General features: G+C 38.8%; 21 protein-coding genes. 5 read left to right on the top strand and 16 right to left on the bottom strand.

Annotation, left to right across the window (positions count from 1 at the left end):
* Positions 1 to 27: 27 nt before the first annotated feature.
* Entirely contained in the window at positions 28 to 1,266 is a 1,239-nt protein-coding gene (locus Q0371_RS02115) for an MFS transporter (protein ID WP_298467709.1), read from the bottom strand.
* Positions 1,267 to 1,440: 174 nt separating this feature from the next.
* On the opposite strand from Q0371_RS02115, the gene thrC reads away from it, so the two are divergent.
* Positions 1,441 to 2,499: a threonine synthase gene (thrC, locus tag Q0371_RS02110; RefSeq protein ID WP_298467707.1), complete on the top strand. Its 1,059-nt coding sequence runs from the start codon at positions 1,441 to 1,443 to the stop codon at positions 2,497 to 2,499.
* Positions 2,499 to 3,440, top strand: coding sequence for a homoserine kinase (thrB, locus tag Q0371_RS02105; protein ID WP_298467704.1), 942 nt, complete (start codon positions 2,499 to 2,501; stop codon positions 3,438 to 3,440). Before thrC ends, thrB begins: the two co-directional genes overlap by 1 nt.
* 73 nt (positions 3,441 to 3,513) lie before the next feature.
* Here the strand turns inward: thrB and zupT are convergent, their stop codons facing one another.
* The 6 genes from zupT to Q0371_RS02075 all read right to left on the bottom strand — a co-directional run bounded on the left by zupT (position 3,514) and on the right by Q0371_RS02075 (position 9,433).
* Entirely contained in the window at positions 3,514 to 4,323 is an 810-nt protein-coding gene (zupT, locus tag Q0371_RS02100; protein WP_169358489.1) for a zinc transporter ZupT, read from the bottom strand.
* 83 nt (positions 4,324 to 4,406) lie between these two features.
* A complete protein-coding gene (locus Q0371_RS02095) occupies positions 4,407 to 5,033 on the bottom strand; it encodes a uracil-DNA glycosylase (protein ID WP_366518554.1) in 627 nt (208 codons plus the stop codon).
* A 70-nt stretch (positions 5,034 to 5,103) separates the two neighbouring features.
* Positions 5,104 to 5,721, bottom strand: coding sequence for a phosphatase PAP2 family protein (locus tag Q0371_RS02090; RefSeq protein ID WP_169358488.1), 618 nt, complete (start codon positions 5,719 to 5,721; stop codon positions 5,104 to 5,106).
* 190 nt (positions 5,722 to 5,911) lie between these two features.
* Entirely contained in the window at positions 5,912 to 6,817 is a 906-nt protein-coding gene (locus Q0371_RS02085; protein ID WP_298467859.1) for an NAD(P)/FAD-dependent oxidoreductase, read from the bottom strand.
* Positions 6,818 to 7,028: 211 nt separating this feature from the next.
* Positions 7,029 to 7,871 (bottom strand): DUF6612 family protein, encoded by an 843-nt coding sequence (locus Q0371_RS02080; protein WP_298467694.1) that lies wholly within the window; start codon positions 7,869 to 7,871, stop codon positions 7,029 to 7,031.
* 74 nt (positions 7,872 to 7,945) lie between these two features.
* On the bottom strand, positions 7,946 to 9,433 hold the full coding sequence (locus Q0371_RS02075; RefSeq protein ID WP_251553304.1) for a peptide MFS transporter: 1,488 nt from the start codon (positions 9,431 to 9,433) through the stop codon (positions 7,946 to 7,948).
* A gap of 133 nt (positions 9,434 to 9,566) precedes the next feature.
* On the opposite strand from Q0371_RS02075, the gene Q0371_RS02070 reads away from it, so the two are divergent.
* Complete coding sequence (locus Q0371_RS02070) at positions 9,567 to 11,285, top strand: ABC transporter ATP-binding protein (protein WP_298467690.1); 1,719 nt, start codon at positions 9,567 to 9,569, stop codon at positions 11,283 to 11,285.
* 79 nt (positions 11,286 to 11,364) lie between these two features.
* On the opposite strand, the gene hflX is transcribed toward Q0371_RS02070, so the two are convergent.
* The 3 genes from hflX to Q0371_RS02055 all read right to left on the bottom strand — a co-directional run bounded on the left by hflX (position 11,365) and on the right by Q0371_RS02055 (position 14,421).
* Positions 11,365 to 12,636 carry a GTPase HflX gene (gene hflX / locus Q0371_RS02065; protein ID WP_169358484.1) on the bottom strand — a complete coding sequence of 424 codons (1,272 nt, stop codon included), beginning with the start codon at positions 12,634 to 12,636 and terminating at the stop codon, positions 11,365 to 11,367.
* A gap of 15 nt (positions 12,637 to 12,651) precedes the next feature.
* The gene (locus Q0371_RS02060) at positions 12,652 to 13,392 is read right to left on the bottom strand and encodes a VOC family protein (protein WP_298467685.1); all 741 of its coding nucleotides are present in this window, start codon (positions 13,390 to 13,392) and stop codon (positions 12,652 to 12,654) included.
* Between the two features lie 393 nt (positions 13,393 to 13,785).
* A complete protein-coding gene (locus tag Q0371_RS02055; RefSeq protein ID WP_298467683.1) occupies positions 13,786 to 14,421 on the bottom strand; it encodes a redox-sensing transcriptional repressor Rex in 636 nt (211 codons plus the stop codon).
* A gap of 127 nt (positions 14,422 to 14,548) precedes the next feature.
* Between Q0371_RS02055 and Q0371_RS02050 the strand changes: the two genes are divergently transcribed.
* Complete coding sequence (locus Q0371_RS02050; protein ID WP_298467681.1) at positions 14,549 to 16,480, top strand: ABC-F family ATP-binding cassette domain-containing protein; 1,932 nt, start codon at positions 14,549 to 14,551, stop codon at positions 16,478 to 16,480.
* A gap of 503 nt (positions 16,481 to 16,983) precedes the next feature.
* Here Q0371_RS02050 and tsaD read toward each other — a convergent pair.
* From tsaD to Q0371_RS02020, 6 genes are all read right to left on the bottom strand, one after another.
* Complete coding sequence (tsaD, locus tag Q0371_RS02045; protein ID WP_169360462.1) at positions 16,984 to 18,003, bottom strand: tRNA (adenosine(37)-N6)-threonylcarbamoyltransferase complex transferase subunit TsaD; 1,020 nt, start codon at positions 18,001 to 18,003, stop codon at positions 16,984 to 16,986.
* A complete protein-coding gene (gene rimI / locus Q0371_RS02040; protein WP_298467676.1) occupies positions 18,000 to 18,458 on the bottom strand; it encodes a ribosomal protein S18-alanine N-acetyltransferase in 459 nt (152 codons plus the stop codon). Before rimI ends, tsaD begins: the two co-directional genes overlap by 4 nt.
* Positions 18,448 to 19,134, bottom strand: a complete 687-nt coding sequence (tsaB, locus tag Q0371_RS02035) for a tRNA (adenosine(37)-N6)-threonylcarbamoyltransferase complex dimerization subunit type 1 TsaB (protein WP_298467673.1) — start codon at positions 19,132 to 19,134, stop codon at positions 18,448 to 18,450. Before tsaB ends, rimI begins: the two co-directional genes overlap by 11 nt.
* Complete coding sequence (gene tsaE, locus Q0371_RS02030) at positions 19,131 to 19,583, bottom strand: tRNA (adenosine(37)-N6)-threonylcarbamoyltransferase complex ATPase subunit type 1 TsaE (protein ID WP_298467671.1); 453 nt, start codon at positions 19,581 to 19,583, stop codon at positions 19,131 to 19,133. The genes tsaB and tsaE overlap by 4 nt, the downstream gene beginning before the upstream one ends.
* A 364-nt stretch (positions 19,584 to 19,947) precedes the next feature.
* Positions 19,948 to 20,358, bottom strand: coding sequence for a YugN family protein (locus Q0371_RS02025; RefSeq protein WP_298467668.1), 411 nt, complete (start codon positions 20,356 to 20,358; stop codon positions 19,948 to 19,950).
* Between the two features lie 62 nt (positions 20,359 to 20,420).
* The gene (locus Q0371_RS02020; RefSeq protein ID WP_298467665.1) at positions 20,421 to 21,047 is read right to left on the bottom strand and encodes a GDSL-type esterase/lipase family protein; all 627 of its coding nucleotides are present in this window, start codon (positions 21,045 to 21,047) and stop codon (positions 20,421 to 20,423) included.
* Positions 21,048 to 21,146: 99 nt separating this feature from the next.
* Between Q0371_RS02020 and Q0371_RS02015 the strand changes: the two genes are divergently transcribed.
* Entirely contained in the window at positions 21,147 to 22,199 is a 1,053-nt protein-coding gene (locus Q0371_RS02015) for an acyltransferase family protein (RefSeq protein ID WP_298467662.1), read from the top strand.
* Positions 22,200 to 22,767 lie beyond the last annotated feature (568 nt).

The raw sequence follows: 22,767 nt of genomic DNA, 5'->3' as shown, positions 1-22,767 counted from the left end.
CCTCATAGGAAGCAGCTTTTTACCTTCTTATTCTAGTTCCACTTGTTTAGTTTCCGTTCCTAAGAATATAATTGCTATTACACCTATGATAATGGCAATACAGAAGATACCAAAGATCCATCCAATTTCATACCCAGCAGTCACTAGAGAACCTACTAATAATGGGCCAAGTATTCCACCAATACGTCCGACAGATGCAGCCATACCTGATCCTGTTGCACGAATAACAGTTGGATACTGCTCTGGTGAGTATGCATACAATGCTCCCCACGCTCCCAAGTTAAAGAAGGACAGCAGCATACCAGATACGATCAAGACCGCTGTTGTTTCTGCAGACCCAAATACAAAAGCACTTGCCGCAGTCCCTAACAAATAGGTAACAAGAACAAATTTACGTCCTGCTTTCTCAATTAGCCAAGCAGCAGAAAAATAACCAGGTAATTGGGCTAAGGTCATAATGAGAACATACTCAAAGCTTTGGATAAGAGAGAAACCTTTCATGACCATCACACTCGGTAGCCATAAAAACATCCCGTAATAAGAAAACACGACAGTAAACCAGACAATCCATAACATGAGTGTTGCTTTTGCATACTTCTTTGCCCATACGCCCTTCATATTTTGGATGATAGATCTAGTTTCAGTATTTTTTTCAGTATTTTTTTCAGTATATTTTGGAGAGTCAGGTAGCTTTAAACGCAAATAGATCGCATAAAACGCAGGTAACGCAGTGATCAATAGTGCAACTCTCCAACCATAGTCAGGAATTATAAAGTAAGCAATCAATGCGGAAATAATCCAACCAGCTGCCCAGAAGCTTTCTAGTAAGACAACTACTCGTCCTCTTTCCTTTGCCTCCACACTTTCTGACACTAAAGTAGACGCAACAGGTAGCTCTCCCCCAAGCCCCATACCTACAAGAAAGCGTAGAGCTAAAAATGCAAATAACGTGGTAGTTAAAGCAGATAGACCACTTGCTACGGAAAACAAGATGAGCGTTATCATAAATATTTTCTTTCTGCCAACCTTATCGGCCAATACTCCAAATACTAGAGCACCTACTGCCATACCAATGGAGTTAACACTTCCAATCCAGCCCATTTCAGTTGGGGTTAGTGCCCACTCAGTAGCTAAGGCTGCGATAACGAAAGATAAAATTCCGACGTCCATTGCATCGAACATCCATGCTAGCCCTGCTATACCAAGCAATTTATTTTTAGATAATGGCTTTTGTTTACTAACTTTTTCTTCATTAATTGTAGTCATTTTATTCCCCTGTCTTTACACCTGTAATGTTTTTAGTTTACATGATTAGTATACTCATTGTTTAGGTAACTTACAATATAAATTTTTTCTTGTTTTTTTGAAATATTTAGAGTAAAATGTCCTTTATACAAATACAAATGTTTACTCAAGAAGAACAGAAGGGCGGAAATTTACATGGCTTGGCAAGGACTTATTGAACAATACAAAGAATTCTTACCTGTTACAGAAAATACACCTAAACTTACATTATTAGAGGGGAATACCCCTCTTATTAAATTAGAAAATTTATCAGAAGAATTAGGAATTGAGCTATTCGCAAAAATAGAAGGAGCAAATCCAACAGGATCCTTCAAAGATAGAGGAATGGTATTTGCAGTAGCTAAGGCGAAAGAGGAAGGTAGCAAAGCAGTTATTTGTGCGTCTACTGGTAACACCTCAGCTGCTGCAGCTGCCTATGCAGCAAGAGCCGGAATGCGTGCAGTAATTGTCATACCTGAGGGAAAGGTCGCTGCTGGGAAACTAGCTCAGGCTTATATGTATGGAGCTGAAGTTATTCAAATAGAAGGTAACTTTGACGTCGCATTAGATATGGTTCGTACTATTAGCGAATCTTCCCCGATTACTCTAGTAAACTCTGTAAATCCTTATAGAATAGAAGGACAAAAAACTGCATCTTTCGAGATTTGCGATGTACTTGGAGCTGCTCCAGATTATTTAGCAATACCAGTTGGCAATGCCGGGAATATTACAGCCTATTGGAAGGGGTTTAAGGAATATAACGACAAAAAGCAAACTGGACTACCCAAAATATTTGGTTTTGAAGCAGAGGGTGCTGCCGCTATAGTTCAAGGCAAACCTATAGAATTTCCTGAGACAATTGCCACAGCCATTCGGATCGGTAATCCAGCAAGCTGGGAATATGCCGTTGCTGCAAGGGATGAATCAGGAGGACTTATCGAGGCTGTATCTGATGATGAGATGATTGCGGCATATAAGCTAATTGCTAGTAGAGAGGGTATCTTTGCAGAACCTGCATCCTGTGCATCCATCGCTGGAGTTTTAAGATCTGTCAAGGAAGGTAAGATAAAACCTGGCAGCAAGGTCGTTGCCATTCTAACTGGAAATGGGTTAAAGGATCCGCAAACTGCAATTGATGTAAAAGTGGAACCACCACATAAAATTGAAAGTAACGCAACTGCACTAAGTGCATTTATAGAGGGGGTGCTCGCATAATGTCATGGACTATTTCAATACCAGCAAGCACAGCAAACTTAGGTCCTGGTTTTGACTCAATAGGTATTGCATTAGACAAGTATTTAGAAGTTGAGGTAGAACTTGCTCCCCAGATTTCTATCGAAAATTTGACTGAGAATCTGCCAGTCGTCTCCGACCCAGCTGATCATCTGATTGTCCAGGCTGCTTCTAAAACAGCAGCTATGCATGGACTGGAACTACCAGCTTGTGCATTACGATTAAAAAGCGAAATCCCTCTAGCCCGCGGTATGGGAAGTAGTGCGTCTGCAGTAGTTGCTGGAATTGAGGTAGCCAATCAATTGCTAGAGCTTCAGCTGACTGCTCATGACAAGCTAAAAATAGCTACAATGATAGAAGGCCATCCTGATAATGCGGCTGCCTCTATTTTTGGAGGCTTTACTATATCTTCTAGTACTGATTATGGAGAAATTCACGTTTTTCATTCATACCATATAAATGCTAGTTTTGTATTAGCTATTCCTTCATTTGAACTTAAAACAGAACTAGCTAGAAATGTCTTACCTGAGCATTACACACGACCAATCGCGACACAGGCTAGTGCTTCTGCAAATTTATTGGTAGCTGCTTTCCTCTCTCAGTCCTTTGAGCAGGCAGGTATATACATGGAAGAGGATTTGTTTCATGAGCCTTATCGATTAGACCTAATCCCACATAGTAGAGCTCTAAAAATTGCAGCAAAAAAAGCTGGTGCTTTCGGTACTTGTATTAGTGGTGCTGGCCCTACCCTGTTGTCTCTTGTACAAAAAGGAAAGGAAATGGAGTTTATCTCTCAAATGAAAGACTCTTTTCCTAGCTTTGAATTTGTGCCAACCTCTATCAATAAAACAGGAATTGTTTCTTTAAAGCAAAAACCAAGCAAAGAGGTATCAAAACGGCCACCTCAGCTTTCCTCTATTTAAATAGGAATCTCCGTTCTGTTCATATAAAAAGCAGTGAAAGTCTCTCATCACGAGAAGACCTTCACTGCCTTTTTTATGCCATTAATACTAAACTTAAAGCCATCACAAGCATCCCAGCTACAACCCCATACATTGAAGAATGAGTTTCATCATACTTCTTCGCAGCAGGCAATAGCTCATCTAACGAAATAAATACCATAATACCGGCAACTGCCGCAAAAATTATCCCGAACATTACACCATTTAAAAATGGCATCAATATTAGAAAGGCAACTAAAGCACCTACTGGTTCTGCCAGCCCGGATAGGAATGAAAGTTTAAATGCTTTCATTCGACTACCCGTAGCATAAAATATAGGAACCGCTACGGCAATCCCCTCTGGAATATTATGAATAGCTACTGCAATAGCTATTGCTATACCAAGGTTAGGATCCTGTAATGCTGAAGCAAAGGTTGCAATCCCCTCTGGGAAATTATGAATACCAATAGCAAGTGCAGTAAACATACCCATTTTCATTAAACGAGCATCTTCTGCATTCGCTGGTTTGAGTTTCATATCCTCAACACCTTTTACTTCATGCGGATTTTCATGTGAAGGAATCAACCTATCTATTAAAGCGATGAAAAACATCCCGCCGAAGAAACCAGCTAAAGTAACCCAATAGCCATTAGTAGAACCTAGCTCTTCTACTAATGAATCTTTGGCCTTAACAAATATCTCTACGAGGGAAACATAAATCATCACGCCAGCTGAAAACCCAAGTGCTACAGATAGAAACTTTTTGTTTGTTCTAGTAGTAAGTAAAGACAATAAGCTCCCTATTCCAGTAGCTAGGCCAGCAAATAAAGTAAGTAATAATGCAAAAACTACATTTCCATCCATTGACCCATCTTCTTTCTCTCTAATTTAAGCTTATTATACTTAAAAAGTTTCCTTTAAGCAACTTTCTTCAACCTAAGAAAGTGTCAAAATTTTTGCGTTTTAATGTAATCCCCTATCGTTTTCCAATCATCTTCTAGAAATTCTCTGTTGGAAGGGCGATAGAATACAGAAGCAGGATGATAGGTTGGAATAATTGTATAGGTTTCACTAGACCAAGTATATTGGGTGGAGTTTAAAGACTCTAAAATTTGAACCGGTCTTTGCAATAATTGACCGTGTAATTTAGAAACTGTCGCACTTTTTCCAAGTAAGCGTTGTAATCCCACATTACCTAACGTAACGATTAGTACTGGAGAAATATTTAATAGTTCAAAATCTAATATTGGAGCATGAGCAATGATCTCACTTTGAGTGGGTGGGCGATTATACTTCTTTTTTACCGTCTCACCGTTTCTTTCTTTTTTATCTTTCCATATGAATGGACGGCTTCTTACAGCACTTGTCATATATACATCTTCTCTTGTTAGTCCTATACTAGCTAACGATTTTTTTAGTTCCTCCCCTGCTCTCCCTACAAAAGGGAGACCTTGTATAGCCTCGTTCTCTCCAGGTGCTTCTCCCACGAGCATAAGAGTAGGCTTTCTCGGTCCTTTACCTTTTACAAAACCTTCAACCGGTGATCCCTCTATTCTTTTTATGCATATATCCATTAAATGGTTCGGTATCTCAAACACTTTCTTCCCTCCTTACAAAAAATCCTCTCCACGAATCGGAAAGGATTTATAATCTATTCTTTTTATTTTTTCTCTTACGCTTTCTATATTCGTACCAAAGAGCCACCAGTACAAACCATGTATACCCTACCATCCACCCAGCAAACACATCGGATGCATAGTGTCGAGACTCTGCTATTCGAGAAAGTCCTATCATGACGGACATGAATATGGCCCCCAACCAAATGGTTACGGTGATTTTTCTATTAGTCTGATGCTCAGTAGCTAAATAAGCAATTGTAAACAAATAGAGCAGGCCAACCATCGCATGACCAGAGGGGAAACTATAAGTTTCTAATTGGGAAGGGACGTCGGGACGTTCTCGTTGGATTACTCTTTTAAGCAGCTGGTTCAAGGCATTCCCTACCCCAACCGTAAATAAAACAAATAGCATGCCTCGATAATTATGAGAACGTATCCATAGTAATAAAATAATTAATAACGCGATAAGTAAAATAAATTTGGTATCACCAAAATAGTGAAATGCTGTGATAAATGAATTACCTTCAAGAAGGTTGCCCATTTTTTGATCTAACGACACTACTTCATCTTTAGCTATATTCAAAAACAGCATTGTAAACCCTAGTAATGTAACAAATCCTAGTGGATAAAACCATTTTTTCACAGAATCCCTCCTATTTATTATAAGAATTATAAGCCAGATAGCTTACAAGTACAAAGAATTAGCGAATGATATAGATTCATAAGCTAATTTTAGAGAGGGGACAGAGGTTCTAAGCAACCTCTGCTTTCAAGGGTAATCGATTAGGAGAATAGACAGATTTTAATGAGTCAAAGATGCAATTATAAAAATACTAGAATCGTTCCTCCGTCAAATCTGTGTTAATGGAGACGGCCGCCTTGTTTCCATCTGCAGCTGCAATCATAAGAGATGAAGGTATAGGCTTCCTAGATTCTCCAGCGACATATACATTTTTTTGTGTTGTGCGACAACGTGGATCAGTCATCACCCTTCCTTTCTCGTCTATTTCACAACCTAATTTCTCAGCAAAATAGTTTGGGCGATAATACGTGGGAGCAACAAATCCAAGAGTTCTATTAATAATCTCACCGGACGCCAACTTTACCTCTTTGAGATAACCCTCTTCACCTACAAGTTCCTCTATTCGATCATTTTTTATTTCAATATTATGCTTGGCAAGCTCGCGCATACCTTCCTGTGATAAGTCATTTCCATTAGTTAGCACCAACAGGTCATTTGACCAATTATAAATGAGTTTAACCATATGAAGGATGTGTTCTTCCTTTTCAGCTAGAATTAGAAGTGGCTTATCCCGTAACTCCCACCCATCACAATAAGGACAACTAAAGAGGCTTTTTCCATAGAACTTCCGAATACTTTCAATCGGAAATACTTCCTGAATACCTGTTGCGAGCAATAATTTTTCGGAAACATATTCATTATTGTCTCTTGTTTTAACGATAAAATTACCTTCCTCTTTCTCTCTCCTTACTTCAATAATGGTCTTATTAAAGTAACTTACATTCGGGTAATTTTTTAATTCGCTTAGCCCAATCCCTTTGAATTCATGTGGTTTTATGCCATCTCTTGTTATAAATCCATGTGATTCATGAGTTACTCTATTACGATTTGTCCCATCGTCGAATAAGGCAATTTTTCTTCGCGCTCTTCCTAAAGTTAAACTAGCACCCAGGCCTGCGGGGCCGCCTCCGATAATAATACAGTCATACATTGATATTGCCTCCTTACATATGCCAAGTCAAAGAGGTTAGCATGCTAACCTTCCTTTTATTAAATAATTTTCCCCTTTTATTGTTCCCTAAATTTAATGTTTCCTAACATTACTTTATTAAGAAAACTTTAAAAAACTAAAGGGCTTGAAGGAAATAGAAAAAGCCTGCCTATAAATGTTGAATTATCCAACAATTATAGGCAGGCTTTACTCATTTTTATATAGTTATCGCACTATCAATAACTTCTTGAGGAATTTCAATTTTTTCTACTCCATTAAAGTTAGAGAAATCTGTCTTCATATCTTGATTCATATTAATAGATTCGCCTTCTGCCTCCATATCCATATCTACAGTAACATCAACCTTAGTAGTTTGGAAGCTCTCTTTATCAATATGAATTAAATAGCTGATTGAATTAATTTTTACATCTAGCTGTACGTCTTCTCCAGCCTGTGCCATGCTTTGAAGCGTTTCATCTATTTGAGCTTGTACTAATTCATTAAATTTGTCACCTGATGCATCAAGTGTCAAAATATAATTTTTATCATCTTGTTCAAATTTAAAGTCTTTAATATAATCTTCAAGTTCAGCAAGCGAGCTAGCAGGATTAGCTGAGTTAGTTTGTGCCATGACGTCACCCAGTGCATCTGTTGGTAGCTTCATCCACTGCTTCCCTGTTCCCTCATACATATAGAACTCAGTTCCATTGAAGTACATCTCTGTTTCCATCGACTCGTCCATTGATCCGTCTTCTGTTTTCATAGAAGTTGTTCCTTTTTGGTGCATTTGCATTGGTTCAATAACTACATCCATATCCATGTCAGCCTTAAGCTCTACGTTTGCTTCTTCACTTGGTATATTCATTTTTTGGTGTAGATTCACTTTAGCAGAAACACTTTTCAGTTCCTCAGATACTTCCATTGACTTGTTATATACTTCTTCCAAAGTCATATCAGTAGTTTCTTTTACTTCCTTATTAGCCGGCGTAGCAGTGTCGTTACAAGCAGCTAATGCAAAAGTCATCGTAGTAGCCGCTAATAGCATTTTCCATTTCTTCATGTTAGTCCCATCCCTTCTTTGTTTCACACTTAACATACGAACAAATTATTGAAAGGTTTCACTTTTTTTACAAATTAACGAATACCACGCATGTATTTTTGGATGACCGGTGTCATTAGATAAAGAATTACCCCTAACCCTATTGCAATTGCACCTATTACTCCAAAGTACATAATTTCTGTTTCTGGCTTGTACAATTTTACAACCTGCGCATTAATTGCTTGTGCAGAGGCATTTGTCATAAACCATAAACTCATCGTTTGTGCAGCAAAAGCAGCTGGAGCTAGCTTTGTAGTTGCAGACAAACCAACTGGTGAAAGAAGCAACTCACCAAGTACTACTAAGAAAAAGCTTAGAACAAGCCACATAGGATTAGCTAACGTATCAGTACCATTAAAGTAAGCAGGGAAAATCATTACGACAAAGGACAGACCCGCAAAGAATAACCCATATGCAAATTTACGAGGGGTTGACGGTTGTCTATTCCCAAGTTTCACCCATAGCCACGCAAAGACTGGAGCAAGGGCGATGATAAATAATGGATTCAACGATTGGAACCACGCAGGTGAAATTTCAAATGACCCAAGAGTTAGATCTACACGCTCATCTGCATATTGAGCTAAAATGTTAGAACCTTGTTCTTGAATTGCCCAGAACATCATAGCTGCTACGAAAAGTGGAATGTAAGCAAGTAAACGAGACTTTTCATCTTCCGTTGACTTATCACTTCTATACATAATAATGAAGTATAGAGTTGGGATTAAAATACCAAGTATGGAGATAGTCATAGTGAAAACGTTAATCGTCATAATACCAGCTTGAATCAGATAATAACCAAGTGCAACAATAATTACTACAGCTATTGCTAATCTCGTAAAGAATTTTTTCTTTCCTTCTTTAGTAAGCGGATTTGGTACATAAGATCCTGCCAAGCCTAAATATTTTTTCTTAGTTAGTAAAAAGACTACTAATCCGATTGCCATACCTACAGCTGCCAAACCAAATCCTAAATGGAAGTTATACTCTAAGCCGATTGTCCCAACAATTAATGGTGCAATGAAAGCTCCCATATTAATACCCATATAGAAAATACTGAAACCTGAATCTCTACGAGCATCCTCAGCGGAATATAAATCACCGACAATAGTAGAAATATTAGACTTTAATAAACCAGTACCAATAATGATAAATGCCATGGATATGAATAAGGTAGTTAAACCACCTGGGAATGCCAGTACAATATGACCGATCATAATTAATACTCCGCCATAGAACACTGTTCTAGTAGTACCGAATAGTCTATCGGCTATCCAACCACCAATAATCCCAGACATATAAACTAAGGAACCATAAACAGCCATAATAGAGTTAGCTGTTGATCGTTCTAGCCCTAAACCGCCTTGAGTCACTTCGTAATACATATAATAGATTAAAATTGCGCGCATACCGTAGTATGAAAAACGCTCCCAAAACTCCGTAAAGAACAAAGATAGAAGCCCTTTCGGCTGTCCAAAAAATCCTGTTTGCGGTACGGATTTTACTATTTCTTCTTTCGATAACATCTAATTACGCCTCATTTCTACAAAATAATAATTAAAATATTTCCTATTCTTTCAAAAAAGAAACATTATAATATTTCGACAACTGAAATTATTCGTTATAATAGTCGTTATGATAATGAAAAGGGGATACGAAATGCTCAAGAAATTTTTTTCATTTTACAAACCACATAAACGATTATTTATTATTGATTTTAGCAGTGCCGTTTTTGTTGCAATTTTAGAACTAGCATTCCCAGTAGCTGTGCAATGGTTTATCGATGACCTTCTGCCCTCAGGAAATTGGGAGACAATCGTTCGTGTAGGTATAGTTCTCTTATTCGTCTATATTATTAGTACTGTACTCCAATATATCGTGAGCTACTTGGGGCACAAGTTAGGTATTAACATTGAGACAGATATGAGACAAAAACTATTTAACCATGTCCAACGACAATCATTTCGTTTTTTTGATAACACGAAAACGGGCCACATTATGAGTAGAATCACAAATGACCTGTTTGATATCGGAGAACTAGCACATCATGGACCCGAGGACCTATTTATTGCCATAATGACTATTATAGGTACCTTCACTATTATGTTCAACATTAATCCCGAGTTGGCTATTATTGCTATTATAATGGTTCCATTTTTATCTATTGTAGCAACCTATGGGAATATCATGATGAATAAAGCTTGGAAAAATATGTACGGGAAAATCGCTGACGTCAATGCAAGAGTAGAAGACAGCGTTTCCGGAGTACGAGTTGTCCAATCCTTTACAAATGAAAATTTTGAAATTTCAAGATTCAAGGAAGATAATTCACAATTCCGAATAGCGAAACTAAAAGCTTACAAAGTCATGGCAGGTACTCATTCTACCATCTATATGATGACAAGGCTAGTAACTTTAGTTGTCCTGGTAGTAGGAGCATGGTTCTCTTTTCAAAACTACATAACTTATGGAGAGCTAGTAAGTTTTATTTTATATGTAAATGTACTAATTAAGCCAGTGGATAAAATTACCGCTTTATTGGAATTATATCCAAAAGGAATGGCTGGATTTAAGCGCTTCTTAGAATTAGTGGAGCAAGAGCCTGAAATCGAAGATAAACCGAATGCAATTCAAGTAAATCATTTAAACGGTAATATTTCCTTTAGTCATGTTAGCTTCCAATACGATGAGCACAAAACTGTGTTAAAGGATATTAACCTTTCCATACGTGCTGGTGAAACAGTAGCGTTTGTTGGCCCTTCCGGGGCAGGTAAAACAACCATTTGTTCCTTAATACCTCGTTTTTACGATGTTAGTGACGGGGCAATTTCTGTTGATGGGATCAATATACAAGATTTATCGCTTCAATCACTCCGTTCACAAATCGGAATAGTCCAACAGGATGTATTTTTGTTTACCGGCACCATTCGAGAAAATATTGCTTATGGAAAAAAGGATGCTACGGAAGAGGAAATTCGTAGCGCAGCTAAGAAAGCACATTTAGAAAGCTTAATCGCTTCCTTACCAGCTGGGTATGATACACAAATAGGAGAGCGTGGACTAAAATTGTCAGGTGGACAAAAACAAAGACTGGCAATAGCTCGAATGTTTTTAAAGAATCCGCCTATTCTCATTTTGGATGAGGCAACTTCTGCTCTCGATACAGAAACAGAAAAAATTATCCAGCAATCACTAATGGAGTTGGCAGAGGATCGTACAACTCTTATAATTGCCCACCGCTTAGCGACAATTAGAGACGCGGACCGGGTAATTGTAGTAACTGAGGATGGAATTGCTGAAGATGGATCATATAACGAGCTTGTGGCTAAAGAAGGTATTTTTGCAAGACTTCATAACATACAGTTTCAACAAGTTTAAACTACAATATACTGAGCTAATTTGAAAAAACAGCATAAAAAAAGAAGAAGCTCCGAAAATTATTCGGAGCTTCTTCTTTTTATGGTTGATACACAAATTCTTCTAAACGATCATAATCTGATTTTTTTAATTCCACGTGTACTAGCGTTCCTTCTTCCTCATATGAGGTCGACTTAACCGTGGCTTTCTCATTCAGATATGAAACGATATCTCCTCGATCAAATGGAATTAGCAGATCGCACTGAACATAGTCAGAGAATATATATTTTTTTATAATATCTAGTAGTTCATCTAAACCTTTCCCATCTTTTGCAGATATCCAGATATTACTTCCTGCAACGTGTGGGTACATCATGTCTGCTAAATCGGATTTATTGTAAACAAAAATTGTTGGAACGTCCTTTACTCCTACTTCAAGTAGCGTTTCATTCGTCACATCCATCATATATCGGTGTTCATCATTAGAAACATCGACCACGTGTAATAGTAGATTAGCGTCCCTTGCTTCCTCAAGTGTTGATCGGAATGCCTTCACTAGATGATGGGGTAGTTTACTGACGAATCCTACTGTATCAGTTAATAGGAATTCCTTTTGGTCTGGTAGTTTAATTTGACGGACGGAAGTTTCCAATGTAGCAAATAGCATGTCTTTCTCAAATACTTGCTTCGATTGTTCTTGTCCAATCTTTTGAAGCAGTTGGTTCATAATCGTAGACTTTCCGGCGTTCGTATAGCCAACTAGAGAAACAACAGGTATATTATTTTTTTTACGTTGCTTTCTTTGCGTTTCCCTTTGATCCTTAACTAGTTCTAGCTCTCTCTTCAGCTTTGCTATTTGGTCTTCGATTTTACGACGATCCAGTTCTAGCTTTGTTTCCCCAGCACCACGGTTACTAACTCCTCCACCCGTACTACCACCCTGACGACCAAGGGAGGCTCGCAGACCGACAAGTCTCGGTAGCATATATTGAAGTTGTGCTAGTTCCACTTGCATTTGTGCCTCATTAGATTTTGCACGTCTTGCAAAAATGTCTAAAATTAGCATAGTACGATCTATTACCTTGCATTCTAAATCCCGCTCTAGGTTTCTTATTTGAGATGGAGAAAGTTCATCGTTAAATATAACGAGATTTGCATCTGTAGCATCGAAGAGATTTTTTATCTCCTCTACTTTACCTGTTCCTACATAATGAGAAGATGTCACTCGCTCTAAATTTTGAGTGATTTCACCAACAACCTCCACGTCTAAAGCTGCAGCTAAATTAATAAGCTCCTCTAATTCATATTCGAAATGCTCATCTTTTTGTAGCTTAACTGCAACTACAATCGCTCTTTCATCTAACTGTTCCATTATAAAATCCTCCTCTTAATCGAAACGATATACTCCTTGTTCGTAAATTATAGCTTCTTGGTTAGGGAGGCCTTTAATTTGCACACTAACAAGCCTTTCTTTAGTCCCTTGTTTCAGCTGTTTAAATATTAAATTTGTATTGGGTAAGAATAACGTTTGGTGATCGTAAGTAACATTCAGATAGCTAGTCCATTTCTCTATTACTTCCCTTGGATTTTCTACATGAAACTCACAGCTCTCAATGGTAAGTTGGAGATTACTATTGTTCACTGTTCCCTCCTTCTGAAGCAACTCATATCTTTCATCATCCGTTTCTTCCCATTCTATAAAAAATGGCGCAGGTAAGCTGTCACTAACTTCTTCTTTAATAAATAGCATTTTCCATTTACGTAAAGATCCAGCCGCTGTCTTTCTTTCAGCATACAATACTCCTGTTGTTTCTATACCTTTATTTTCTAAGTCTTTTCTAAGTACTTCCAAATCGTTTGCCCTAATGCAAATCGTTCCAAAACCTGGACCTTCTTTTAAATCATGGAGCATTAATTCTACTAAAGGGTGTACTACACGCCTAGCTACCTGTTCCTCTTCCATCGCTAACCATTCTACATAACTATTTTTCGTATAAAGAAGCGCATTATACGTCCCCCAGTTTAAATGCTGTCCACCAACCACGGCATGAATTCCTTGCTGTTGCCAATCTCCGGTCACTTCTGTAGGTTTTTTATTTACAAAATGAACAATATGGTCTAAAAACATACATTCACCTCTTATCTCAAAATTATCCTTTTATAAAATTAAGTATACAGGAAAACTGAAAAAAGCACCGATTATAACCTCGGTGCTTAAATCCTAAGTGTAAGCTCAGATCACAGCTAATACTAACTCTAGAGAACATGAACTGCGAGGAACTGCCTCCTCACTTTCCCCCATTTGCCTGTCGGGGCAGACATAGGCGGTTTCGCTTTTCTTGGTGTCTAACTACTCCGCCTTGCCCCTCGGGGTCAAATGGGTAAATACTCCGGTGGCTGAGGAGCTGCCTCCTCGCATTTCCCCATTTGCCTGTCGGGGCAGACATAGGCGGTTTCGCTTTTCTTGGTGTCTAGCTGCACCGCCTTGCCTGTCGGGGCAGTGACAGGCGCCTTCGCTTTTCTATATATCGTTTCGAATCATATAGATTAGTGTTTGAAGTTCTACGGAAAGGTCTATTGTATGTACGCGAATCTCTTCAGGGGTGCTGATTGGAACAGGAGTGAAATTTAAAATCCCCTTTACATCTGATCCAACTAGGAGGTTGGCCACCTCTTGGGCAGAACGGCTTGGAAGAGTGAAAATGACTAATTCAATTCCGTATTCCTTCAGTTTTTCTAGCATCACACTGGAATGAAAAACTGGGATATCGCTAATAATGGTTCCTTCGAGTGGTGCCTTCGTATCAAATGCGACTACTATTCTAGTATTATGATTTTTTTGGAAATTATATTTTACAAATGCTGTCCCTAAGCTACCAACACCTATCAATGCAACCTTCGCGGCTTCGTCTTGATCTAATGTTTTTCTGAAAAACTCTAGTAGATGGGGTACATCGTAGCCATAGCCTTTTTTACCTAATGCACCAAAATGAGAAAAGTCTCTCCGGATGGTTGCCGAGTCGATTTTCATCGCTTCACTTAGCTGTTGGGATGAAATACGTTTATGCTCTGCATTGTGAAAGCTTTGCAAAAATCTATAATATAAAGGAAGTCGTTTCATCGTCGCTTGAGGAATGCGAGGTACATCACGTTTCATAAGTATCCTCCTAATGTATAAGGCAAATTCATTTTTTCACGTTACCTTTCTTTCATTGTAAAGGGAGAACGTTGCAACGACAAGTCCTATCTATTACACTTAGGATAGAATTGAGGTGCAAATAATCGTGATCGTTTTACAAGTAAACCAAGTAACTAAATCCTTTAACGGGGAAGATATATTAACAAACGTAAAGCTAGAGGTTCAAGACCGTGACCGAGTTGCACTAGTCGGTCGTAACGGTGCTGGGAAATCTACCTTACTTAAAATAATTGCTGGAGAAATGTCCTATGATTCCGGTGACATTATCCTGCCAAAAAATATTAGACTAGGCTACTTAGAACAGCATGCCGGTTTAGAATCCAAGCTGACCATTTGGGAGGAAATGAAATCCATCTTCAGTCATTTAATAGACTCCGAAAAAGAATTACGTTCATTAGAAGCCCAAATGGCTGACCCTGCTGTCTATGAGGATTCAGAAGCCTACGCTAAAGTAGCTGCTACATATGACGAGTTACAGCTTGCATTTAACGAGGCTGGTGGCTATCGCTTTGAATCTGACATCCGCTCTATCTTACATGGGATGCAGTTTTTCCCGGACGACTATGACAAGCCTGTACAAGCCTTATCTGGCGGACAAAAAACGCGCCTAGCTTTAGCTAAAATGCTATTAAGTAAGCCCGATTTACTCATACTCGATGAGCCTACAAACCATTTGGATATCCAAACACTCAGCTTCTTAGAAAACTATTTGAAAAACTATAGTGGAGCCATTTTAATCGTATCCCATGACCGGTACTTCCTAGATCAGGTAGTAAATCTAGTGTACGAGGTTTCTCGCCATAATGTTACGAGATACGTTGGTAACTACAGTGCCTATTTAACGCAAAAGGCAAAAAATTATGAGCTGGATAAAAAGAAGTATGAGAAGCAACAAGAGGAAAAGGCAAAGCTAGAGGATTTTGTTAGTCGTAACCTGGCTCGTGCCTCCACAACCAAGATGGCGCAGTCTCGAAGAAAAGTAATCGAGAAGACAGACTGGATGGATGCACCTGATGGCGATGAAAAATCTGCTAACTTCGGTTTTACCATCGACCGGCCTAGTGGTAACGACGTTTTGCGCTTAGAGGACGTGGCAGTTGGCTACTCCAATAAAACCGTCTCCTCTAACATCTCATTTTCTGTGTACAAGCAGGACCGGATTGCATTAGTTGGACCGAATGGCGTCGGTAAATCCACCTTGCTGAAAACAATTATGAAGCAGCTTCCATCTGCTGGCGGGCATATTCAATACGGGACGAATGTGCAATTTGGTTACTATGACCAGGAACAGGCAGCTCTTTCCGGCAATAAAACCGTTTTGAAAGAGCTATGGGATGAATGGCCTCTCATGAATGAAAAGGATGTTCGCAATGTACTAGGTCGCTTCCTGTTCTCTGGAGACGATGTGCAAAAAACCGTCTCTACGCTATCCGGTGGAGAAAAGGCTAGACTTGCACTTGCCAAGCTCATGCTATTGAAATCAAATACGCTAGTTCTAGATGAGCCTACGAACCATTTAGATTTAGATAGCAAAGAGGTTTTAGAGAATGCTTTGCTCGATTTCCCTGGAACAATTATCTTCGTGTCACATGACCGTTATTTTATTAACCGAATTGCAACAAAGGTAATTGAACTCTCCTCCAAAGAAGCAACACTGTTTTTAGGTGACTATGACTATTATCTAGAGAAAAAGGAAGAGCTCGAGGAATTAGCAATGGAAAGCTCGATTGCACAAAATACAGTCGTCCAAAAGGTCAATACCTCGACGATTGATAAAGAAGCGAAGAAAAAGGAAAGACAAATTCGACGTCAAATCGATGAGCTCGAGGAACAAATTCCTGCTATCGATTCAGAAATCGCATTACTCGAGGAAAAGCTATGTGATCCAGAAGTCTTCCAGGATCATGAGGCAGTCCAAAAATTACAGAGTGAGCTCGATAACCTTAAGGTAAAGCAAGACACTATCTCCAATGAATGGCTGGAGCTACAGGAACAATTAGAAGAAATTACAGGGTAAGCCGATTGACTCGGTTTACCTTTTTTTATATGGGGAAAAATATATAATGTCGAACTATTTGTTTTTGGGATTAACTATTCAATTTATAAAGAAAACAGTCAGATTAATGGGACAAGCCAACCAATTATTAAATTGATCGAGTCGGTTTATGGTACAAAGTTATCTAATCGCTCTAACAGGATATCAGATACCCATGTTGTATTTTGTCGAACGATGGCATATATAGGTCAAGCCCCTTTTTCCTAAAAATCTTTTTCCACATATTTATTAACATCAAAAGTACTGTCATATCAATCTATCAACAGGTTTATCCACATTGTCCACAGATTAAAAACTTAGTTTTCCACAAGTTGTGAGTATAAATAACCACAATATATTGAAAACACACAACTTACTAACAAGTTATCAACAAATTGTGCATAAGTACGAATGTTCTCTATTGACAACCGAAATAATACATGGTAAAAAATCCTCTTTTCTTGTCGAAGAAAAGAGGATTTCGTTTAGTTCCAGCTATTTAATTCTAACCCAGGACGACCATTCATCGCTAAATCCCCTATTTGCCCTGCTGAAAATTTAGAGCTACCAGCAGCTGCGATCATGGCTGCATTGTCTGTACATAATTTGATCGGAGGCACATAAAAAGGAATATTCTCTTTTTGGAATGCTTCTTCCAATGCTTTTCGCAGTCCTTTATTTGCTGCTACACCACCAGCAGCAATTACTTGCTTCACATTAAACTCCCTAGCTGCACGAAGCGTTTTAGTAGTGAGTACTTCTATTACGCTCTCTTGGAAGCCTGCGGCAAGATGGTTAGGATTGATTGCTTCCCCTCTTTGCTCCGCATTATGCTGATAATTGATGACTGCTGATTTTAAGCCACTAAAACTAAAATCATAAGAGCCTTCCTCTAGCCAAGCCCTTGGGAAAGGCACTGCTTGATCGCTCTCATTTGCTAGACGATCTATGTGTGGACCGCCAGGATAAGGGAGATTCAAGACTCTAGCTACTTTGTCATAAGCCTCTCCAGCTGCATCATCGCGTGTTTCTCCGATTAGCTCAAACTGACCGTCTTCTTTCATCAACACTAGCTCGGTATGCCCTCCTGATACTACTAGAGCAAGTAACGGAAATTCCATCGGCTGGACCAACGCATTTGCATAAATATGCCCCGCAATATGATGAACTCCTACTAAAGGCAGACCGTTTGCAAACGAGAATGCTTTTGCAGCGTTTATTCCTATTAATAGGGCACCTACTAGCCCAGGGCCTTCGGTTACTGCCACTGCATCTAAATCCTGAGGAGTCATGTCCGCTTGCTTTAAAGCCTCTTCGATAACCAGTGTGATTTGCTCCACATGATGACGAGAAGCAACCTCTGGAACTACTCCACCAAAGCGCTTGTGACTTTCTATTTGTGATGCTACGACATTGGATATTATTTCTGTTCCATTTTTGACAATGGAAGCCGCTGTTTCATCACAGCTTGTTTCTATTCCTAAAATATATTGATCTTTTGTCATTTGAATTCCACCCACATTACAAGAGCATCCTCTTGTGTATCTGTATAATAATTTTTACGAATGCCTCCATCCTGGAAGCCAAGCTTGTAATATAAATTTTTTGCAACCGTATTGGATACGCGTACCTCTAACGTCATAAGTACTCCTTGTTGTTCCTTTACAATACGGATCGCCTCACGCATCAAGCCTTCTCCAATTCGATGGCCTCGCATACGTTCTGCTACTGCCACATTCGTGATATGACTTTCATCCATGACAATCCACATCCCACAATAGCCGACAATATCCTTTTCCTCTGTCTCCGCTACTAAATAGTAGGAATATAGATTAGTCGTCATTTCATGCTCGAATGCCTCTCTAGTCCATGGATGTGCGAATGCCTCTTCTTCTATTAAAAGCACCTGGTCTATGTCTTCTATAGTCATTTTGCGATAGGTAATCGTTTTAGTTTCCATTTTTCTTCTGCTCTTTCATCCAGTTTGCCTCTGCCTCTGTTATTCGTAAATATTCTGGAACCGTAGTATGTACGTCTTTTGGCTCCATATTTTGCGCAATTTCTATTAGGACTGCAGCACTTGGTAATGAAAATGATGCTCCTGCTTGGTGGACTTTATCGCCAAGCACCTCTTTTATTTGGTTCCAATGAAGAGCTACATCCATTCCTACAAATAAAATGGGCTGCCCCATCTCATCTAAAGTAGATAGCAAATCTGCCATAGACATATGAGATTCCTTAACTAATTTACCGTCCGTATAAATTCCCGCAAATACATTTCCACGTCGAGCATCCATAATGGAACACACCGTCCCTTGGAAATATGGTGCGTTCCCTGCAAGCACCTGCAAACTTGAAACCGAGTAAATTGGAATATTTAACGTCCAAGCGAGCGTCTTTCCGATTGTCACACCGATTCGCACTCCCGTATAAGAGCCTGGCCCTTTTGCCACCGCAATCGCATCTAGCTCGTTAGGCTGAATATTAGCTTTTTTCATAAGCTCCTCTATTGCTGGCATCGTTCCAATGGAATGAGTTACCTTCACAGAGGACTTATATTCTGCAAGCACCTGCCCGTCCTTTACGACTGCTACCGCAAGCGGTGTATGAGATGTATCTATTCCTAACCAAATCATTCAAAAAGCTCCTCACATAATTGTTCATATCTCTTCCCAAAAGGCTCAAACGTAAATCGACGCTTGTCATTGTCCAGTCGATGAATCTGTATTGCCAATCGTTCAGGCGGCAAATCCTCCTGTATTAAATGAGCCCACTCAATAATGCTTACTGCATCACCGTAAAAAAGCTCGTCCCAGCCCAGATCCTCATCGCTATCCGCTAAACGGTAAACATCCAAATGGTTTAAAGGTAACCTACCCTCATATTGCTTCATTATGGTAAACGTTGGGCTGTTCACGTTTCTTGTGATTCCAAGACCCTTCGCCACACTTTTCGTAAATGTTGTCTTCCCTGCTCCCAAATCTCCCTCTAATGTAAGGACATCTGCAGGCTGTAATAACTCAGCTAGCTGTCGGGCCAAAACTTCCGTCTCCAGCTCCGAATCAATCAATCGCTCATACATCATCGATCGCTTTCCTTTCAAGTACAAATCTATTTGACTCTATTATAAAGAATAACCGCTCATAATGTAACTCTAGGACATTTATATGTACAGAACTCTTTGAATGAAGAACAGCTCTAACAGATAGCTGAATGCTCCGATTACGACAATCAAAGCCTAGATTACTACAATCAACCGGTAGTTTGCGACAATCAACCCCTGGATTACTACAATCAACCTCTAGATTACTACAATCCTCACATCTTTTACGACAATCAATCGCAGGCTCTTCCACATCTCCTTCCCTATCCCCCTACCAGCTTGCGAATCCCTATTCCAACAAACAAAAGGACCACCTCACCTATGTGAGACAGCCCTTCTATTAATGTTATTGCAATAATCGAAGCACTTTTTCTACTTCCTGCTCGCCAGCATGCTCCCAGCGGTTCTTGTCGGTAATGTTACCGTCTTGATCTACGGGTGATTGAAACTGATCAAATCCAGTCGTTGTTAGCAACGAATTTTCATCCTTATCTAAACCAACGTTAACGACATGTTTGATTAAATAAGGAGATTGGAATTTAATATGTGCCTCATAATCATCAAGCTCTCCTTGAGTCACCGTAAAAGGGATACGAAGATAGATGGTTTCTCCTTCCTCACGGCAAAGGATAGAATCAAAGCTACCTTTATGGTAATCCCAGTTCCCTCCGATTGTATAACCTAAACTCGAGATACGGTCATGTAAATCTCCAAAAAATGCTGTCTTACCTTCTAATTCTGTGTTTAACTGAAGCATTGCTATCACTCCTTCATTGGATACTCATGTATAGAGTTTCCCAATGCCAGTAATAACATACGTTATTTTTCTTTTTCAAAAAACAAGCCGATTACCTTTTCCAATAAACCCTTTTTAGGATGATTCAAGTTTATCTCGATAAGTTTTTGAGCGATTAAATCGGACAGCATGTCATAGCCTGCTTCCCCAAAATGAAGACCATCGTTCTTTTCGCCAACTAATAGCTCTTTGTAATCTTCTCTTGAATACATAGCAGTAAAAAAATCTATGTAGTGACTACCTGTCTCTTCAGCTACCTCTCTTACAACGGTTGTATATTGTAGCAAGGACTCATTAGAGCGATTCTCCTGAAAAGATTCATCTACTGGAGGCGGTGAAATAAGAATCGTCTTACTTGGACCAATGACCTTCGCAAAGGTGGTTATATTACGCTTGAATAATTCTAAGTCTACTAAACGATATGTGGCAGAATCATTCGAACCAAAAAGAACTGTGACATAGTCAGGTTTTTTAGCAATTACATCTGCAGCGAAACGTTCAATCGCCTGTTCAGTAGTATTGCCCGAGACTCCGGCGTTGATAAAATTATAGTTCGGTAATTTCTGAGATAGCTTATACGTAAGCGCCGGACTTGGATTACCTTCCTTTCTAGCGGTGATACTATCACCAAAACAAACAACAGTTGTCATTTTTATCAAGCCTCCATTCTATTATTTTTTTCTCTCCTTAAGTTTATATTCACTAAAAAGTGGCTATACAAACATATGAGACGGCTATGGAGGAACATCATGAACAAGAAACGAGTCACATGGGTAGACGTAACTAAGGGTTTTTTAATGATCCTCGTTGTTATAGGACACTACCCTGGAGAACTAGATTTCCCTCTATCAAAGTATATTTACTGGTTTCATATGCCAGCATTTTTTCTATTGAGTGGAATCTTTTTCAAAGAAATCAAAGAAGATACATCATCTAATAAAACAGTAAAGAAAAGATTTCTACAACTAATGGTACCTTATCTATTTTTCCTTTTAACGATTACAGGTATTCGATATGGTATGGAAATATCCCAAGGAAACCATGATTTTTCTTGGTATTTAAATGATTTATGGAAATTATTCATTGCCGGTAGATTCGTACGGGGTGCTTACGGAGTTTTCTGGTTTGTCACCACTCTATTCTTTACTTATCTATTATTTATGTGGATGACAAAATATTTAAGCAAAGTACAACAAATAAGTCTCCTTGCGTTTTGCTATATTGCAGCGCATCTTCAAAGTATTTTTGCTAGAGAAGTAATCAGTGAATCAGCAGTAGAATCAGCACAATCTATCCCAATGGTATGGAATTTAGATGTCGTATTGATGGCAGTAGTATACTTTTCTTTAGGCTACTACGGTAAATCACTGTGGATGAATGTGACCAAGCCTTGGCTATTCAGCGCAGGAGCGTTAGCTTTTGGAATGATTCTACTAGATCAAAATGGATTGATAAATTACAAACTGAGCATGAAATTTCTTCGTTATGATCATATGCTATTAGATTTAATTATCCCGATTTCCTTTATCATTGTAATCGTAGGCCTTTTCCAAAGAATTACTAAAATTCTTTCACTGGAATGGCTTCGAAAAATTGAAAATCATTCCATAGCTATTATGTACTTACATATTTTTACGGACATGATTTTGAACGATTACTTTGAATATGGAGTTGTCGGTTACACTATATTATGTACAGTTATTCCAATTATTATTTCTATTATCATTCAAAACGTTATCCCATATGGTAAATTTTTGCTCGGAGATATCCGCGCGAAAAGACCAATGCAGATAGAGATTTAAAAACCGCCAAATGGCGGTTTTTTAATGTATAAACAAGTATTACATAAATAAAACAGAACATTAGTTCGTAAATATGTTATAATAGAAAGTGCAATTGCATACCAGGTTGGGCGGCGGTCACTTCTTTCAAAGGGGTGATGCCAATGACAATTTACGAATCGATCAATTTGTTAATGCAGCTAAGTGCTGTCTTCCTAACAGCTTTTTCTATCGTAGTGACATTGATTATTTTCTTCATAAAAAAGAAATAACCGTCCCCTGGCAAAGGTTTGACGGTTATTTCTGACCTAGGACCAACCGCTCTTTCTGCGGCTGCATATTGTAGGACTGGATATTGCAGTATCCAGTCCTTTAACTTGCTTATTTAAAGCTATTATATACAGAAACCGACATACATTCAACTTATAGCTGGTCAAATATGCCTTACTTTTCTGCATATCTCCCAGGATTATTAATACTAATGAATTACTTTATGATATGCAATATTCTCTTATAACATTCAAAGATTCTTTCAACAAGAAAAGCGCAAGCGCCTGTCACTGCCCCGACAGGCAAATGGGGAAAAGCG

The organism is uncultured Psychrobacillus sp., assembly GCF_938022135.1.
Lineage (GTDB): Bacteria > Bacillota > Bacilli > Bacillales_A > Planococcaceae > Psychrobacillus.
The sequence above is the reverse complement of the archived record's forward strand: the minus strand, read 5'-3'. Positions and strand labels throughout refer to the sequence as shown.